15 protein-coding genes are annotated in these 16,500 nt (G+C 70.8%); 6 read left to right on the top strand and 9 right to left on the bottom strand.

The genetic code is table 11. The features are described 5' to 3' along the window. Positions 1-100: 100 nt before the first annotated feature. From IU450_RS36505 to IU450_RS36495, 3 genes are all read left to right on the top strand, one after another. The gene (locus IU450_RS36505) at positions 101-898 is read left to right on the top strand and encodes an ABC transporter permease (protein WP_195154277.1); all 798 of its coding nucleotides are present in this window, start codon (positions 101-103) and stop codon (positions 896-898) included. A gap of 59 nt (positions 899-957) precedes the next feature. Continuing rightward, on the top strand, positions 958-1,338 hold the full coding sequence (locus IU450_RS36500) for an inorganic diphosphatase (RefSeq protein ID WP_195154276.1): 381 nt from the start codon (positions 958-960) through the stop codon (positions 1,336-1,338). 186 nt (positions 1,339-1,524) lie between these two features. Continuing rightward, the gene (locus tag IU450_RS36495; protein WP_195154275.1) at positions 1,525-1,755 is read left to right on the top strand and encodes a DUF6480 family protein; all 231 of its coding nucleotides are present in this window, start codon (positions 1,525-1,527) and stop codon (positions 1,753-1,755) included. 66 nt (positions 1,756-1,821) lie between these two features. On the opposite strand, the gene IU450_RS36490 is transcribed toward IU450_RS36495, so the two are convergent. The 5 genes from IU450_RS36490 to IU450_RS36470 form a co-directional block, all read right to left on the bottom strand. After that, positions 1,822-2,661, bottom strand: coding sequence for an SDR family oxidoreductase (locus tag IU450_RS36490; protein WP_195154274.1), 840 nt, complete (start codon positions 2,659-2,661; stop codon positions 1,822-1,824). Between the two features lie 38 nt (positions 2,662-2,699). Continuing rightward, positions 2,700-3,260 (bottom strand): hemerythrin domain-containing protein, encoded by a 561-nt coding sequence (locus IU450_RS36485; protein ID WP_195154273.1) that lies wholly within the window; start codon positions 3,258-3,260, stop codon positions 2,700-2,702. 19 nt (positions 3,261-3,279) lie between these two features. Beyond that, the gene (locus IU450_RS36480) at positions 3,280-5,061 is read right to left on the bottom strand and encodes a thiamine pyrophosphate-requiring protein (RefSeq protein ID WP_195154272.1); all 1,782 of its coding nucleotides are present in this window, start codon (positions 5,059-5,061) and stop codon (positions 3,280-3,282) included. Between the two features lie 88 nt (positions 5,062-5,149). Next, positions 5,150-9,751, bottom strand: coding sequence for a cation-translocating P-type ATPase (locus tag IU450_RS36475; RefSeq protein ID WP_195154271.1), 4,602 nt, complete (start codon positions 9,749-9,751; stop codon positions 5,150-5,152). Between the two features lie 94 nt (positions 9,752-9,845). Beyond that, positions 9,846-11,039, bottom strand: a complete 1,194-nt coding sequence (locus IU450_RS36470; protein WP_195154270.1) for a zinc-dependent alcohol dehydrogenase — start codon at positions 11,037-11,039, stop codon at positions 9,846-9,848. 186 nt (positions 11,040-11,225) lie between these two features. Here IU450_RS36470 and IU450_RS36465 point away from each other — a divergent pair, with 186 nt between their 5' ends. Continuing rightward, positions 11,226-12,689 (top strand): aminotransferase class I/II-fold pyridoxal phosphate-dependent enzyme, encoded by a 1,464-nt coding sequence (locus IU450_RS36465; RefSeq protein WP_195154269.1) that lies wholly within the window; start codon positions 11,226-11,228, stop codon positions 12,687-12,689. A gap of 34 nt (positions 12,690-12,723) precedes the next feature. Continuing rightward, positions 12,724-13,335, top strand: a complete 612-nt coding sequence (locus IU450_RS36460; protein ID WP_195154268.1) for a flavodoxin family protein — start codon at positions 12,724-12,726, stop codon at positions 13,333-13,335. Between the two features lie 57 nt (positions 13,336-13,392). Here IU450_RS36460 and IU450_RS36455 read toward each other — a convergent pair whose 3' ends face one another. Continuing rightward, complete coding sequence (locus IU450_RS36455; RefSeq protein ID WP_195154267.1) at positions 13,393-13,893, bottom strand: hemerythrin domain-containing protein; 501 nt, start codon at positions 13,891-13,893, stop codon at positions 13,393-13,395. 136 nt (positions 13,894-14,029) lie between these two features. Between IU450_RS36455 and IU450_RS36450 the strand changes: the two genes are divergently transcribed. Further along, complete coding sequence (locus tag IU450_RS36450; RefSeq protein ID WP_195154266.1) at positions 14,030-14,518, top strand: CinA family protein; 489 nt, start codon at positions 14,030-14,032, stop codon at positions 14,516-14,518. A 27-nt stretch (positions 14,519-14,545) separates the two neighbouring features. Here IU450_RS36450 and IU450_RS36445 read toward each other — a convergent pair whose 3' ends face one another. From IU450_RS36445 to IU450_RS36435, 3 genes are read right to left on the bottom strand one after another with little or no spacing between them, the layout of a single operon-like run. Beyond that, complete coding sequence (locus IU450_RS36445; protein ID WP_324197955.1) at positions 14,546-14,755, bottom strand: CDGSH iron-sulfur domain-containing protein; 210 nt, start codon at positions 14,753-14,755, stop codon at positions 14,546-14,548. Beyond that, positions 14,733-15,386: a HemK2/MTQ2 family protein methyltransferase gene (locus IU450_RS36440; RefSeq protein ID WP_195154265.1), complete on the bottom strand. Its 654-nt coding sequence runs from the start codon at positions 15,384-15,386 to the stop codon at positions 14,733-14,735. Before IU450_RS36440 ends, IU450_RS36445 begins: the two co-directional genes overlap by 23 nt. A gap of 31 nt (positions 15,387-15,417) precedes the next feature. After that, complete coding sequence (locus tag IU450_RS36435) at positions 15,418-16,434, bottom strand: iron-containing redox enzyme family protein (RefSeq protein WP_416382938.1); 1,017 nt, start codon at positions 16,432-16,434, stop codon at positions 15,418-15,420. Positions 16,435-16,500: the final 66 nt, after the last annotated feature.

Genomic DNA, 16,500 nt, shown 5'->3' with positions numbered 1-16,500 from the left:
CCCGCACGCAATGCCCCCGGCTTGCGCGAATCGACCGGCCGATGGAACTCCCCTTGCGCAGCCAGCACGGGCACGTGTGCGGGCGTGAGAGAGTGCTCGGATGACGACGGCCATAACGCCCGGGGCGGGGTTGGTGGTGCTGTGCACGGTCATGGTGTTGGGCGCGGCGGCGGTGTACCGGATTGCCGGGCTGGGGCGGGTGTCGGTGGCGCCGCGTGCGGCCGCGCGGGGCGCGGCTCAGCTCGCGGCGGTGGCATTGATCCTGACCGCCGCGCTGGCGCAGCTGTGGTCGTCTTTCCTGGTGCTGGCGGTGATGTTCGGCGCGGCGGCGGCGACCGCGGCGCGGCGCGCCCGCGCGGGGCGCTCGGCGCTCTGGCTGACCTCGGCGCTGGGCGCGGGCCCCGGTGTGGTGCTGCCGCTGCTGCTGCTCAGCGGCGTCGTGCCGCGCACCGGTGTGGCGCTGGTGCCGATCGGCGGCATCGTTCTCGGTGGCACCATGACGGCGACCTCGCTCGCGGCGCGGCGCGCCCTGGACACGATCGAGCAGCGGTGGGGCGAAGTCGAAGCCGCGCTGGGTCTCGGATTCAGCGAGCGCGACGCGCGCCTGGAGATCATCCGGCCCACGGCCGCCGACGCGCTGCTACCGGGTGTCGACCAGACCCGCACGGTGGGGCTGGTGACCCTGCCGGGGGCCTTCGTCGGCGTTCTGCTCGCGACCGGTTCGGCGGCACAGGCCGCCGCGGTCCAGGTCATGGTGCTGACCGGGTTGCTGCTGGCACAGTCCTGCGCTGTGGCGGTCACCATCGAACTCGTCGCCCGCAGAAAAGTGCATCGCCTCGCCACCGGAGCGCGGCCCGATCGCTCGTCCCCGAGTCGCACGCACGGATCGCCCCGGTGATCCCGGTCCAATCCGTCGCGCCGGTGCCTGCGCGATCGACGACGCCGTAGCCTGGGACGATGCCCGACCTGGTGGAGCCAGAGGACTCCGAGTCGCTGCGCCTGGCGCGCCTGTTCCTCGGCCGGACAGTGCATCTCGTCGTCGACCGTCCCTACGGCAGCCGTCACCCGCGGTGCGGATTCCGGTACCTGCTCAACTACGGCTACGTTCCGCTCACCCGCGCCCCCGATGGCGAGGAACTCGACGGCTACTATCTCGGACCGCCCGAACCGATGCCCTGGGCGCGCGGACTGTGCGTCGGGATCATCCACCGCCGCTACGACGATGACGACAAGCTGATCGTCGTCCCGACCGGCAGCCCCGTCCCGGACGACGCGGCGATCGCCGACGCGGTCGCGTTTCAGGAGACCGTCGGTCACTACATCATCGCCCGGAAGTGAGGGCAGCCCTCCGGGGACGCCACGCCGATTGGGCTCGCGGATACCGGGTAGGCCCCTGCCATGGAACTGTTGGTGATTCTCGCACTCGCGGTGCTGGTCGGCGCGGTGATCCTGTATCGCAAGAGGACCGGCAAGCGGCCCGGCGCACCCGAGGTACCGGGAAACGACGGCGAGTAGGGAGCGGCTATGAGCGCGATGGATCCCGATCCGGCGAAAACCCCTGACCTGGAACCGGGCGGCGGGGTGCCGCCGGGCGCTACCCCGCCGGACACGCCCCAGACCTCTGGGCTGTCGGCGCCGGAGCCGAGCACCAGACACCATTTCCCGGTCACCGGGATCATGGCGATGCTCGTCGTGGCGGTGGTGATCCTGCTGTTCGTCGCCGCGGCGGTCGGCATCGTGGTGTCGATGCTGTGACCCGCCCCCGCTGACGGTCGGCCGATCGGACAACGGCCGACCGCGCGGGCGATCGTGCCCGGAAGGTCACAGAATCGGCCGGCCGCCGGTGACTGCGATGCGGGCGCCGGAGATGTAGCTGCCGTCGTCGGAGGCCAGCAGGACGTAGGTGGAGGCCAGTTCGGCGGGCTGGCCGGCACGGCCCAGCGGTGTGTCGTCACCGAAGTGGGTGACCTTCTCGACGGGCATGGTGGAGGGGATCAAGGGCGTCCAGATCGGCCCCGGCGCGACGCTGTTGACCCGGATTCCCCGCTCACCCAGCAATTGCGCCAGGCTGGCGGAGAAGTTGGCGATGGCGGCTTTGGTCGCCGCGTACGGCGCCAGGGTGGGCGAGGGCATGTCGGAGTTCACCGAGGAGCTGCCGATGATCGACGACCCGGGTGGCATGTGCGGCAGCGCCGCCTTCACCAGGTAGAAGTAGGCGTTGATGTTCAGTTTGACGGTGTGCTCGAATTCCTCGTCGCTGATCTCCTCCAGAGTCTCGTGCGTCATCTGGAAGGCCGCGTTGCTCACCAGGACGTCGACTTTGCCGAATTCCCGCACCGCCCGATCGATCACGGCGCGGCAGTGGGCGGCCTCGGACAGGTCGCCGGGCACGAGTACCGCTTTGCGGCCCGCCGCCGTCACCAGGTCGGCGACTTCCTTCGCGTCCTCGTCCTCGTCGAGGTAGGAGATCAGCACGTCCGCGCCTTCGCGCGCGTAGGCGATCGCCACCGCCCGGCCGATGCCGCTGTCGGCGCCGGTGACGACCGCTGCCTTGCCGGTCAATTTGCCGGACCCGCGGTAGCTGTCCTCGCCACAGTCCGGCACCGGGGTCATCCTGGCCTGGATACCGGGAACTTTCTGCTGCTGCTCGGGAAACCCCATGTCGGGCTCCTCCTTCTCCGCTTCGGGGTTACGTGGGTTCACGTGTCCTGTTTCTGCCGCCAGTCGCGCACCGCGTCGCGGGCCCGGTCGAACAGCGCCAACGGCGGTCCGGCCAGGAGGTTCGCGGCCGCGGACTCCCCCGCGTGCGGGTGCGGGCGGGTGGGCGCCACGGCCTCGGCGGCGCGCACCGAACCCGCCATCCGCCGCAACTGATTGGTCGAGAACTGCGCGCGCAGCAGAGTGAACTCTTCGGTCTCTTCGTGCGCGGCGTGCTCGGCCACCGCGTCGGCGAACTTCGCGAGTTCGGCGTCGAAATCGGGATGATCCACCCCGAGGTCGTACAGGTCGGCCAGGGCGCGTTTGGCGGCGTTCTCCTCCTCCAGCCGCGGTTGCACGATCTCGGCGTCGGCGCCGAAGCGGGCGCGCCCGGCGACCGGATGCACGACCTCCTCCTCGGCGCTTTCGTGCACGGCCAGCAACCGCACCAGCTCGGTGAACAACTCCTGTTTCGTGCCGTTGCCCGCCTTCAGTTGCGCCAGCAGCGCGAAGATCTCCTCGTGCTGGGCGGTCAGCAGTTCGACGACATCCTGATCGGTCATCGCACACTCGTTTCTGTCGCTACGGAATGAACTCTTGGACTTTGGTTTTCGCGCCCTGCGCGATGAGGTGCCACGCGTCCGGGTCGCCGCGCAACACGGCTTCGGCGGTGTCCTTCATCTGGTCCCAGGTCGCGTGCGGCGGAATGGGCGGCACGTCGGGGTCGCAGTGCACGTCCAGCACCACCGGGCCGTCGGCGTGCAGGGCGCGGTCCCAGGCCGGTCCGAGCTCCTCGGGTGTCCGCACGGTGATCCCCGTCAGGCCCGCGGTACGCGCGAACTCGGCGTAGGAGACGTCGGGCAGGGATTGCGATTCCTCGAATTTCGGGGCGCCGCCCATGGCGCGCAGCTCCCAGGTGACCTGGTTGAGATCGTTGTTGTGGAAGACGCACACGACCAGGCGCGGGTCGCTCCAGCGCGGGCGGTACCGGGCGATGGTGAGCAGTTCGGCCAGGCCGTTCATCTGCATGGCACCGTCGCCGACCAGCGCGATCACCGGACGGTCCGGGTGGGCGAACTTCGCTCCGATGGCGTAGGGCACGCCGGGGCCCATGGTGGCCAGTGTGCCCGACAGCGACCCGCGCATCCGGCCGCGCATGCGCAGACAGCGGGCATACCAGTTGGTGGAGGACCCGGAATCCGCGGTGACGATGGCGTCGTCGGGGATGCGCTCGGACAGCTCCCAGACCACCCGCATGGGGTTGACCGGTTCGGCGTCCAGCAGGCATTGGCGTTCGACGGTCTGCCACCAGCGGGCGACGTTCTTCTCGATGCGTTCCCGCCATGCGCGGTCGTCTTTGCGCCGTACCAGCGGAATCAGTTCGGCCAAGGTGGATCTCGCGTCGCCGACCAGGTTCACCTCGGTCGGGTACCGCATGCCGATCATGGTGCCGTCGATATCGATCTGCACCGCGCGCGCCTGCCCGAACTCGGGCAGGAACTGGCTGTAGGGGAAGTTCGATCCGACGATCAGCAAGGTGTCGCAGTCGCGCATGAGCTCGTAACTGGGCCTGCTGCCGAGCAATCCGATCGCGCCGGTGACGAAAGGCAGATCGTCGGACAGGACGTCCTTGCCCAGCAGCGCCTTCGCCACGCCCGCGCCGGTGCGCTCGGCGAGTTCGACGACTTCGTCGGCGGCCGAGCGGGCGCCCTGCCCGATCAGGATCGCGACCTTCGATCCGGCGTCGAGCACCTCCGCCGCGCGCCGGATGTCCTCGTGCGCGGGAATCACTCGCGCCCAGGACGATCCGGGCGGGCTCGACGGCACCTGCTTGAAGGCGTGCTGCGGTGGCCGGTACTGCTCCTCCTGCAGATCCGACGGCAGGATCACCGCGGTCGGGGCCCGGCGCGCCGCCGCGATCCGGAAGGCGCGGTCCAGGGCGTTGGGCAACTGGTCCGCCACGTTCACCTCGACCAGGTAGTCGGACGCGACGTCCTTGAACAGGCTCTGCAGATCGACTTCCTGCTGGTAGCTGCCGCCCATCGCGCTGCGCGCGGTCTGCCCGACGATCGCCACCACCGGAACGTGGTCGAGCTTCGCGTCGTACAAACCGTTGAGCAGATGGATCGCCCCCGGTCCCGAGGTCGCGGTGCACACGCCCACCTTGCCGCTGAACTTGGCGTATCCGGTGGCCTGGAACGCCGACATCTCCTCGTGGCGGGCTTGGATGAACGCCGGCTTGTCGTCCGCGCGGCCGAAAGCGGCGATCAGGCCGTTGATCCCGTCACCGGGATAGCCGAAGACCTGCTCGACACCCCATTCCCGCAGACGCTGCACCACATAGTCGCCGACCTGTTGGGCCATCGGGTTCCTCCTGTCCGTGTGCCGGTGGCAGGGTCCGTCGCCAGGCGGGTACCCGGGCGGTCGGACCCCAATCAGCGGTCCGCCGCGCCTAGGCGGTGGTCGGCTGGGACAGCAACCCGGGAAGCAGCGCCGCGGCCGCGGTGGCGGTCACCGAGCATGTGGTCGCGATCCCCCACCCGATCGGATCCAGCGGGCGGCAACCGAAATAGGTGCACAGCCCCGGCGTCATCACCACCGCGCCGAGCACCGCGCCGCTCGCGGCCGTGGTGATCCACACCAGCGGGCTGCGGTAGCCGGAGACCAGCGTCTGGCCGAGTTGCGTACCGATGAGCGCGACCAAGCCGATGGTGGCCGCGCGGCGCTGCGTGCCGGTCATGCGACCGAGGGTCCACGCGACCGACGCGCTGGTGGCGGTGGCCACGCCGCGGACGCCGAGGGTGTGCAGCAGGTCCGTGCCCAGATGCGCCCGCGGGAGTTCGGCGAGCCGTTCGGCCGCCCGCTGCGCCTGGGACTGCGGATCGTCGGTGTCGTCGGGATCGACCGCGTCCCCGTCCCGCGACAGTGCCAGCGCCATCGCCGGGAACATGTCGGTGAGCATGTTCACCAGCAGGAACTGCCTGGTGCCCAGCGGCGCCTGGCCGCTGACGGCGGTGCCGTACAGGGTGAACGCCACTTCGCCCGCGTTGCCGCCGACCAGCACGCCGACGGCGTCGGTGACCCGTTGCCACATACCGCGCCCTTCGACGAGGGCGTGCAGCAGCACCAGGGGGTCGGGGCGGGTGAGCACCATGTCGGCGGCGTTGCGGGCGGCGATCGAACCCTGTGCGGCCAAACCGATTCCGACGTCGGCGGTGCGGATCGCGGCCGCGTCGTTGCTGCCGTCGCCGGTCATGCCGACGACGTGACCGGCGCGGCGCAGCGCCGCGACGATGCGCACCTTCTGTTCCGGATCGACGCGGGCGAAGACCGTGCCGTGTTCGATCAGCTCCGCCTGAGCGGTCTCGTCGAGGCCGTCCAGATCCGCGCCGGTCACCACCTCCCCCGCCTCGATGCCGAGCTGGCGGGCCACCGCCGCCGCGGTCACCGGGTGGTCGCCGGTGATCATGCGCACGCTGATCCCGTTGCGCTGCAACGCGGTGACCAGCGGCAACGTCTGCGGGCGGGGAGCGTCGGCGAGTCCGAGGAAGCCGAGCAGGGTGAGTTCGACGACCGCCGCCTCGACATCGTCGGGTTCGGTGCGCAGGTCGCGGCGGGCCACCACCAGCACCCGCAGTCCCTGCTGGGCGAGGTCGCGGACCGCCTTTTCGGCGCGCTCGCGCACCCGGTCGTCCAGAGGATGGTCGGTGTCGTTCGACCGCACCTTCGTGCAGCGCGACAGCACGACCTCGGGCGCTCCCTTCACGATCAGCCGCAGCTTGTTGGCGGTGTGCCCGAGCGTGGCGGCGTAGCCGCGGTTGGATTCGAAGGGGATCTCCTCGATGGGGTCCCAGTGGCGGACGTCGTCACCGAGCTCCTCGTCCGCGGCCTCCAGCACCGCGCGGTCGGTGGCGTGCACGACCGGTCCCTCGGCGGGATCGGGGCAGGCGCGGGCCGCGGCCCGCAGGAGCCGGTGAGCGTCCTCGGAGTCCGCGTCCGGGGACCACTGCTCGTCCAGGCCGGCCAGCGTGGTCAGGCGCAGCCGCCCCTCGGTGAGGGTGCCGGTCTTGTCGAAGCACAGGGTGTCCACCCGGCCCAGCGCCTCGACGGTGCGGCTGGCGCGCACCAGTACACCGTGGCGGGAGAGCCTGCGGGCGGCGGCGAGCTGAGCCACGGTGGCCACCAGCGGCAGCCCTTCGGGCACCGCGGCCACCGCGACCGCCACACCGTCGGCGATCGCGGTCCGCAGCGGCCTGCCACGCAGCATGCCCAGCCCGGTCACGACACCGCCGCCGGACAGGGTCAGCGGCAGGGCGCGGTCGGTCAAGCGGCGCAATTGCGCTTGCACCCCGCCTTTCTCCGGCGGGATGGCCCCGGCGGCGGCGCGGCCTGCCTGGGTGTCGGAGCCGACGGCCACGACGATGGCCCGGCCGGTGCCGTTGACCACGGTGCTGCCGTCGAAGACCATGCAGGAGCGGTCGGCCACCGACGCGCCCGGAGTGGCGGGAACCTCCTTCTCGACGGTGATCGACTCACCGGTGAGCCCGGATTCGTCCATCTCGAGGTCGTCGGCGCGCAGCAGCCGCGCGTCGGCGGGGACCACGTCCCCGGCGCGCAGCACGATCACGTCGCCGAGCGTCAGCAGATTCGCCGGCACCTGGCGCTCGTCCGGTTCGCCCGCGTCGAGTTCGGCGCGATCGATCACCCGGGCGGTGAGCTGTTCGCGCTCGAACAGACGGTGCAGCGCGTCCTCGGCGCGCTGGCGCTGCCAGGCGGAGACCAGCGCGTTGACCGCGAGCACCGACGACAGCAGCACCGCGTCCGACGGCGCGCCGAGCACGGCGGTGGCGACCGCGCCGACCCCCAGGATCGGGGTCAGCGGATCGGCCAGTTCGCGGCGCAGTTGGCCCGCGAACGACACCGCCGAGGCGATGACGTTCGCCCCGGGAATGCGGGCAGCGGCGCTGGGCTGGTCTCGCTCGTCCAGCGCGACGGGCTCGGGCAACCGGCCCAGCACCTCGTCGGGTTCGAGGGCGTGCCAGGGCAGCAGCGGGGCGAGCGTGGCCGGTGGCGGCGTCCGTGCCGAACGCCATCCGGTGTAGGCGCCGCTGAGCAGACCGGTGTAGTGGGCCGCGGTCATGGGTGAGGACCTGCCCGCGCTGCCCGGCGCGACGGCCAGCAGCAGCCCGCCCAGCGCGGCCGCCGACAGGGCCAGCGAGCGGCCGCGTTCGCTCACCTGACGCGCCGGGGCCACGGCGGCCAGTACGCGGTGCGCCTGCCCGAGGTCGCGGCAGACCGCGTCGGCGGTCCACGGCATCTGGAGTGCGTTGTCCTCCCGGATGGCGAGCCCGATGGCCACATCGGCGAACGCCAGTGCCTTGTGCGCGCGCGGACTCAGCACGGCGACGACGTGACCGTCCTGCTGCAAGGTGCGCACCAGTTTGCTCAGCGACCGCGACGGGGAGACGCATTCGTCCGCCAGCGACCGCAACTCGGCGGCGTCCTCGCCCGCGACGAGGGTGATGCGCAGTCCTGCGCTGCGGGCCCGGCCCAGGACGGCGTGTGCTCGCCGGTCGAGTTCGCGTCCGACCAGCACCCGCCCGACCGGTGTCCCGTCGTCGTGCAGTTCCCGCCATACCGGGCGGCGGGTCACGCCCTGATCGACCTTGCCGGTCGCGGGATGCGCCAGCCGCCGGTGGCCGTCGGACGACCGGGCCAGGCCGTTGGGCCGCGAGTCGCCGTCTGTGCCTTCGGCGGTTTCCTGATCCCACAGCAGGCGCTGGCTCGCGCTCCACACCTCGGCGACCGACCATCTCTCGTCGGTCGTTTCGGCTTTCAGCACCACCCGGCGCGAGGTCAGCAGCGCTTCTCCGTCGATGATCAGCGCCGACAATCGATCCAGTCGCCGCCAGACCCGCGGGTGGATCGTCAGCACTCCCGCCCGGCCCAGCACCGTCGAGACGATGGCGCCGTAGGCCTCCCGGCTCGCCCGCGCCGCCTTGGGCGCGCCGAGCTCCAACGCGTCGGCCGCGCCCAGCAGGCCACGGCCGCCGAGCACCGAGGTGACCGCGCCCGCGAGCGCGCCCGCGGCCGTTTCGTCGGCGACCCGTTCGATCGGCCCCTGCGGCATCTCCACGATGCGGGTGGGCGGCGTCAGCGGTTCGCACACTTCCGGGGGGCGGCGGTCGATCTCGGCCTCCCAGTTGCGCCACTGCGCGTATCTGGTCAGCGACTCGGTCAGGGTGAAACCGCGATGCACCGCGTCGACCAGCAGGTTCGCTGTCCCCGCTGCGGCGCTGTTGCCCAGGGCGTTGCCGATGGCGTTGGCGGTGGTCAGCACCAGGTCGGTCCGTGGACGGCCGAGCTGTTCCTCGAGCCGTTTACGCAGTCGGGGCTGGGTGTCGACGAAGGCGGCCGCCGCGCGCAAGACCCGGGCGGGCGCGCGCAGCGGCAGCACCGCACTCACCGTGGACAGTCCGATCGCGCACACGTCGCCCGCGACCTGGATTCCGGCCGCCAGCAGCGGTTCCCGATCCCCGGGATGCTCGCAGCCGCGGCTCCAGTCCAGGTCGCCCACCGCGGTGTCGGCCTCGACGGACTCGATGGCCGCGACCAGGGCGGGCAGGTCGGCCGCGCCGTGCGCGAGCGCCGCCACGACCCGGCCGGTCACCGCGTTGACCCGCCACCAGCGCACGTCGCGGCGCTTGTCCAGAGTGCGGTGCAGCGCCTGCGTCACATCGCCGCTCTTGCCGGAGTCCAGGCCCCGGACCTCGACCGTGGCGCGGTCCTCGTAGAGCGCGACTCGGCGGCGGGAACGCAGTGCGTGCGGATCGACCAGTGCCGCCAGTTCGTCGCGCAATTCCTCGTCGCGGCGCAGATTCAGCAGCGCCGCGCCCGCTCGCGCGCCCGCCGCCACCACCTGCACCGGCGCCTGCGCCGCTTTGGTCCCCAGATCGACGGCCTTCTCCACACCCGCGCGGGCCATCTCCGCCGCGACGGAGGTCGGCGCTTCGAGCCACCACGGTGAGACGACTCCGCGTAGTAAAAAGCTCATACCCGGCGAGCTACCCAGGCGCGGACAGAGCAAACCGGACCGTCCGCGGTCGCCGACGACCGCGGCTGGGTCCGGTGCGGACCCGCCGCGCCGGTCAGTTCGTGGCGGTCGGGTCGAGGACGATCTTCACCGCACCGTCGGTTTTCTGCTGGAACATGGCGTAGGCCCGCGCGGCATCGGCCAGCGGCAGGCGGTGGGTCGCGAAGGTCTCCACGCCCAGCGGATCGCCGTCGCGCAGCAGCGGCATGATGTCCTCGACCCACCGTTTGACGTTCGCCTGCCCCATCCGCACCTGGATCTGCTTGTCGAACAGCACCCGCATCGGCAGCGGGTCGAGCATGCCGCCGTAGACGCCGATCAGCGAGATCGTGCCACCGCGGCGCACGATGTCGATCGCGGAGTTCAGCGCCGCGAGCCGATCGATGCCCGCGGTGTCCATCAGCTTCTGTGCCACCATGTCCGGCAGGAACGCCGCCGAGCGCTGCGCCACCGAGGCGATCGGCGAGCCGTGGGCCTCCATCCCGACCGCGTCGATGACCGAGTCGGTGCCCCGGCCGTCGGTCCAGCCGCGGATGATGTCGCCGACCGGCTCGTCGACGGACTCCAGGTCGATCACCTCGACGCCGCGCCCGGCCGCGCGCGCCAGCCGCTCGGGCACCCGGTCGACGCCGATCACGCGATAGCCGCGATGTGCCGCCACCCGGCAGGCCATGTCCCCGATCGGGCCGAGGCCGAGCACGGTCACCGATCCGCCTTCGGGCACCGCGGCGTATTCCACCGCCTGCCAGGCGGTGGGCAGCACGTCGGACAGGTACAAGAACCGCGAATCGGGCGGTCCGTCCGGCACCTTGACATGAGTGAAGTCCGCATGCGGCACCCGCAGGTACTCGGCTTGGCCGCCGGGCACCTGCCCGTAGAGCTTGGAATAGCCGAACAGCGCCGCCCCGCAGCCGTATTTGCGGACCTGGGTGGTCTCGCACTGGGTGGGCAGACCGGTCCGGCACATGTAGCAGGCGCCGCAGCTGATCTGGAACGGGATCACGACGCGGTCGCCGCGGGCCAGGTCGGTCACGGCCGAACCGGTCTCGACCACCCGTCCCATCGGTTCGTGGCCGAGTACGTCGCCGCTGCTCATGTACGCGCCGAGCACCTCGTACAGATGCAGGTCGGATCCGCAGATACCGGTGGAGGTGACCTCGATGATCGCGTCCGTCGGCGCCTCGATCCGCGGGTCGGGCACCGTCTCCACGGCGATTTTGCGTCGTCCTTGCCAGGTCACTGCCTTCATCCGGCGCTCCTCCGGGTCGGGGTCGATACTCCCCCGTCCTACCCGGGCGCCCCCGCCCAAAACTTCGTCCGAGTCGCCCGACCCGCGGCAGAGTGGGCACGGACCGTACGTCCCGCATTCGCCGCAGGCCGTAACCGCACTGCACGCCGGACGTGTGCCGCCATCGATTCCGGGTAGGCGGAAGCCGTGGACCATACACGAGCTCCTCTGCTGGAAGCGCTTGCCGACCATCACCGGCTGGGCCGGTACGGCTTCACTCCCCCCGGCCACCGGCAAGGACGTGGGGCCGACGAACGCGTCCTGGACGTGATCGGCCGGGACGCGTTCGCCTCGGACGTGCTGGCGATCGCCGGTCTGGACGACCGGCTCGCGCGCAGCGGTTACCTCGCCCGCGCCGAGGCGCTGATGGCCGACGCGGTGCGCGCCGAATCCGCGTTCTTCTCCACCTGCGGCAGTTCGCTGTCGGTCAAGGCCGCCATGATGGCGGTCGCGGGTGGCCACGACGGCGGCCTGCTCGTCCCGCGCGACAGCCACAAGTCGATCGTGGCCGGGCTCATCTTCTCCGGCGTCCAGCCGCACTGGATCACCCCTCGATGGGACGCCGAGCACCATCTGTCGCATCCGCCCTCACCCCAGCAGGTGCGCGAGGCGTGGGACGAGCATCCCGACGCCGCGGGCGCGCTGATCGTGAGCCCGAGCCCCTACGGCACCTGCGCGGACATCCGCGCCATCGCCGACGTGTGCCACGAACGCGGCAAGCCCCTCATCGTCGACGAGGCGTGGGGCGCGCACCTGCCGTTCCACGAAGACCTGCCGACCTGGGCGATGGACGCGGGCGCGGACGTCTGCGTGGTCAGCGTGCACAAGATGGGCGCGGGCTTCGAACAGGGCTCGGTGTTCCACCTGCAAGGCGATCTCATCGATCCGATCCGGCTCAGCGAATGCGCCGACCTGCTGATGACCACCAGCCCGAATGTCCTGGTCTACGCCGCGCTCGACGGCTGGCGCAGGCAGATGGTCGAGCAGGGACACGACCTGCTCGAGGCGGCGCTGCGAGTCGCCGAACAGGCCAGGCGCCGGCTGGGCGAGATCCCCGGCATCCGAGTGCTCGACGACGAGCTGCTCGGCGTCGAAGCCTCGCACGACCTCGATCGGCTGCAGGTGCTCATGGACGTGTCCGGCACCGGGGCCGGCGGCTATCAAGCCGCGGACTGGTTGCGTGAGCACCGGCGCCTCGACGTGGGACTCAGCGACCACCGCCGCGTGCTCGCCACACTGTCGCTCGCCGACGACAAGGACACCGTCGACGCCTTGGTCGACGGCGTCGCGGCGTGGCGCGAGCAGCTGACCGATCCGCAGCCGCCCCGCATCCACCTGCCCTCGCCACAGGACCTGCAGTTGGACACGGTGATGCTGCCTCGCGACGCGTTCTTCGGCCCGGTCGAGAGGGTGGACGCGCGCGACGCCGTCGGCCGCGTCGCCGCCGAGCAGCTCACGCCTTACCCGCCGGGCATTCCGGTGGTCGTGCCCGGTGAGCGGATCGACGCGGCGGTCGTGGACTACTTGCGCACCGGGCTCGACGCGGGAATGAACGTGCCGGACGCCGCCGATCCGCAGCTGCGCACGATCCGTGTCGTGGCCCGAGCATGAACGCGAACCACGCTGTGAACCAGGAGGTTTTCCTATGGCCGGACCGACCGCCGTCGCCCTCGTGTGCACGTTGAAGAAGTCACCCGCCGAATCCAGCAGCGACCTCATCGCCCGCCAGGTGCTCGACGAGCTGGCCCAGCACGGCGTGCAGGGCTCGGTCCTGCGCGTGGTCGACTACGAGGTGCTGCCCGGGGTCACCGCCGACGAGGGACCCGGCGACCAGTGGCCGTCGATCCGCGAACGGATCGCGGCGGCCGACATCCTGCTGGTCTCGACACCCACGTGGGTAGGGCACATGTCCTCGGTGGCGCAGCGGGTGCTGGAGCGATTGGACGCCGAACTGTCCGAAACCGACGACGAGGGCAGGCCCGCGATGGTCGGGAAGGTGGCCACCGTCGCGGTGGTCGGCAACGAGGACGGCGCGCACAAGATCGTCGCCGACCTGTACCAAGGGCTCAACGACATCGGATTCACCATCCCCGCGCAGGGGTGCACGTACTGGAACGACCAAGCCATGGGCGGTACCGACTATCAGGATCTCGACTCGGTGCCCAAGGCGGTGGCCTCGGCCACCGCGGCGCTGGCCAGGAACGCCGCCCACCTGGCCGAGGTGCTCGACACCCAGCAGTACCCGCCCGCGGGGTGACTGCGCGGCGACCGGCCCTGCGACCTCCCGCCGGTGACCGGCGGGAGGTCGCAGGGTTCAGGCCAGGACCGCGTCGACCGTCTTCTTCAGCGCCGAAGGCTGGGCGGGCGAGGTCGGCGCCTTCTTCCTGAGTTCTTGCAGCCGGGCCCCGATGTCCTGGAGTTGTTTGCGCCCCAGCCGCTCTCGCACCTTGGGGAACCAGTCGTTCTCTTCCTCATCGATGTGGTGGTCGACGTTCTCGATCAGCACGGTGGCCTTGGCGGTGAAGTGCTCGTCATCGGGCTTCATCATCGCCAGCTCGGTCACCAGCACATCGGCGACGTGATGCTCCTCGTAGGACTCCAGGATGTCGTCCTCGAGCTCGGGAACGAGTTTGCGCACCTCCGGATACATGCACTCGTTCTCCAGATAGGTGTGCACGGTGAGCGCCTCGATGATCTTGTTCACCACCTCCCCCTTCGTCTTGACGGCGTCCTCACCCGCCTTCTCGAACTCGCGGAACAGCTTCCGGATCGCCTTGTGATCCTCGCGCAGCAGTACGATCGCGTCGGTCGTCATCGCTTTCTCCTTGCATCGGATGCCGGTCTGTTGCCGACATTCCCGGCGCCGCCGCGCCGAAACACCACGGCCTGCCGTGCGGCCGGACCGGTACGGGGCCGTAAGGTGGGCAGCAGACAGCGCAGGAAGGACGCAGATGCCACAGGCGGACGAGCACGCACACGAGCTGGCCGAACTGGCGCGGGACTCGCAGATCACCGTCGCGGTGGCCGAATCGCTGACCTCGGGCCGTCTGTCGGCCACGCTGGGGGCGGCGCCGAACTCGTCCGAATGGTTCCGCGGCGGCCTGGTGGCCTACAGCTCGGAGGTCAAGCACACCGTCCTCGGGGTGCCCGATGTGCCGGTGGTGTCGCAGACCGCGGCCGAAACAATGGCCACCGGCGTGCGAGAGATGCTGAAAGCGGTTGTCGCCGTAGCGGTCACCGGTGCGGGCGGCCCGGATCCGCAAGACGGCGAACCGCCGGGCTCGGTGTGGTTCGCCATCGCCACCGAGCACGAGGTCCGCGCCTGGCACCGCCGGTTCGACGGCGACCCGGCGGACGTGGTCGCGCAGACCGTCGCCTGCGCCACCGAGTCGCTGCTGGACACCGCGCGCGCCCTGCGTTCGGATCATTCGCCCGCGTGAGCTGCGGTCAGGACGCGTGAGCTGCGCTCAGGACGAACGGCGATGCTTGCGGTGGCTGGTGTCGCAGAACGGGTAGTTCTTCGAGCGCCGGCACAGGCACAGCGCCACCATGAACCGGTCCGAGCGGATCGTGCGGCCGTCCGCGGTGACCACTTCCACCGGGCCCTCGATCAGCGCGGGTCCATCGGCGGTGAGCGTCACGCGACGCCACTGCTCATTGCCGGATGCGGTCGACACGAATCACCACCAGATCTTCCATACGCTGGCCGGGCTCGATCAGCCCGGCCGACTCCAGCCATTGCGCGCGGCGGCGCAGCACCGGCCCGAACGGCACGGTCGCCCGTGCCACGATGGCGGCCTTCAACTCGAGCGCGCGCAACTGGTCCAGGGTCGTATCGGGATCGCACAGCGCCGAATGCACGATCAACGCGACCCCCCGTGGTTTCAGCAGGGTGGGCAGCGCCGCGCACAACTGGTCGAGTATCGCCCTGCCGCTGGTCCCGGCGTCCCACGCACGGGCGATCCCACGGGTGTCGGTGCCTTCGGGGGCGGGGACGTAGGGCGGGTTGGCCAGCACGAGGTCGAAGCTGCGCCCGCCGAGAACCGCGCCGAAATCCCCGCGCAGTACCTCGGCGTCGATGCCGCGCAGCCGGCAGTTCAACCAGGCGGACACCACCGCGGACCGGGACACGTCCACCGCGGTCACCCGCGTCGCTCCGGTGCGCGCGGCGGCCACCGCCAAGGCGCCGGTGCCGGTGCAGACATCCAGCGCGTGTCCGCCGCGCGGGACACCCGCCTCGGAAAGGGCGCGCACGAGCAACCAGGTGTCCAGCTGCGGCGGATAGACGCCGGGGGGTCGAATCAACATCACTTCTCGCGGATAGCCCGCTGGAGGACGCTTAATCGTCCGCGCCGACCGGTCCGCTCCAGGATTCGCGCAACGAGCTGCGATCCGCGCGCCAGGCTTCCAGCACATGATCGGCGAATCGGTCCTCGAGCAAGTTCGTGACCTGGATGCCGAACGCCACCGATTCGGTGAGCCCGGGTTCCTGCCGGAGCAGGTCACCGATCACGCCGGTACGCATCACCTGCTCGTGCACGGCGTCGGCTTCGACGTGCTCGCGGTAGAACAGCACACACGCCGGATCGGCGTCCAACCGCCGCAACGCCTCCACCATGCGCTGGGCTCCGGGCGGCGAAGTGATCTCCACCGTCGCGAAATGGCCCACCAGCGCCCCGCGCCACGACCGGTGCAGACCGAACAGCGACATCATGTTCACCAGCGCCAGCATCGGCGCGGGAACCACGTCCAGATAGTGCAGGTACGCCGGATCCAGCCCCGCCCCGGCCAGCAGATCGGCGTACAGCTGCGCGTGCACGCGTTCGCCGCGTCCACCCCCGAACTCGTCGAACTCCACCGCCACCAGCGACGCCTTGGCCTGTCCGCGCAAACGCGGAATCACCCAGGCGTAGGGGTCGGCCTCCTTGTGGTGGTAGATCGAACGATGCACGAAGTACTCGCGCATCTGCCACCAGTCGCCCTCGTCGCGCAGGAACCGGCTGGGTCCGACCGGGTCGGCCGGAGTGACCAGCAACTGGTCGAGATCGGCGTCGAGATCGGCTCCGCCGGGCACGTCCTCGCGCAACGCTTGCAGGAACCGCTGCTCCAGCGCGGCGCGCAGACCGAGCAGGCCCGGGTTCCACTCCCAACCCGCGTCCACCGCCGCGAAGCCGTGATAGTGCAGCTCGTAGCAGGTGTGCAGGGCCAGATGCAGATCCTCGCCGTACGGGTCCGCCGGACCCGGCTCCGGGACCGAGCCGCCCGGTTCGCCGCGCAGCAACTCCACTACCGCCTCGGACAGCTCGCCGCGGGGCTGGGGCAGTTCGAGCGTCTGGGCGCCTGTCATGACCGTCATAGTGGTCGCTTACCCCGGTCCGCCGCCGTTATCGCGGCCCGGCACGGAAAAGAATCCGCCCGCGCG

The organism is Nocardia abscessus (assembly GCF_015477775.1).
Classification (GTDB): domain Bacteria; phylum Actinomycetota; class Actinomycetes; order Mycobacteriales; family Mycobacteriaceae; genus Nocardia; species Nocardia abscessus_A.
Note: the sequence above shows the minus strand (reverse complement) of the source record. Positions and strands in the feature narration are given on the sequence as shown.

Coding starts and splice junctions, on each gene's coding strand:
- IU450_RS36475 (WP_195154271.1), bottom strand. CDS start 9,751: ATGAGCTTTTTACTACGCGGAGTCGTCTCACCGTGGTGGCTCGAAGCG.
- IU450_RS36500 (WP_195154276.1), top strand. CDS start 958: ATGCCCGACCTGGTGGAGCCAGAGGACTCCGAGTCGCTGCGCCTGGCG.
- IU450_RS36490 (WP_195154274.1), bottom strand. CDS start 2,661: ATGGGGTTTCCCGAGCAGCAGCAGAAAGTTCCCGGTATCCAGGCCAGG.
- IU450_RS36455 (WP_195154267.1), bottom strand. CDS start 13,893: ATGACGACCGACGCGATCGTACTGCTGCGCGAGGATCACAAGGCGATC.
- IU450_RS36470 (WP_195154270.1), bottom strand. CDS start 11,039: ATGAAGGCAGTGACCTGGCAAGGACGACGCAAAATCGCCGTGGAGACG.
- IU450_RS36440 (WP_195154265.1), bottom strand. CDS start 15,386: ATGTTGATTCGACCCCCCGGCGTCTATCCGCCGCAGCTGGACACCTGG.
- IU450_RS36505 (WP_195154277.1), top strand. CDS start 101: ATGACGACGGCCATAACGCCCGGGGCGGGGTTGGTGGTGCTGTGCACG.
- IU450_RS36450 (WP_195154266.1), top strand. CDS start 14,030: ATGCCACAGGCGGACGAGCACGCACACGAGCTGGCCGAACTGGCGCGG.
- IU450_RS36495 (WP_195154275.1), top strand. CDS start 1,525: ATGAGCGCGATGGATCCCGATCCGGCGAAAACCCCTGACCTGGAACCG.
- IU450_RS36435 (WP_416382938.1), bottom strand. CDS start 16,434: ATGACGGTCATGACAGGCGCCCAGACGCTCGAACTGCCCCAGCCCCGC.
- IU450_RS36460 (WP_195154268.1), top strand. CDS start 12,724: ATGGCCGGACCGACCGCCGTCGCCCTCGTGTGCACGTTGAAGAAGTCA.
- IU450_RS36485 (WP_195154273.1), bottom strand. CDS start 3,260: ATGACCGATCAGGATGTCGTCGAACTGCTGACCGCCCAGCACGAGGAG.
- IU450_RS36480 (WP_195154272.1), bottom strand. CDS start 5,061: ATGGCCCAACAGGTCGGCGACTATGTGGTGCAGCGTCTGCGGGAATGG.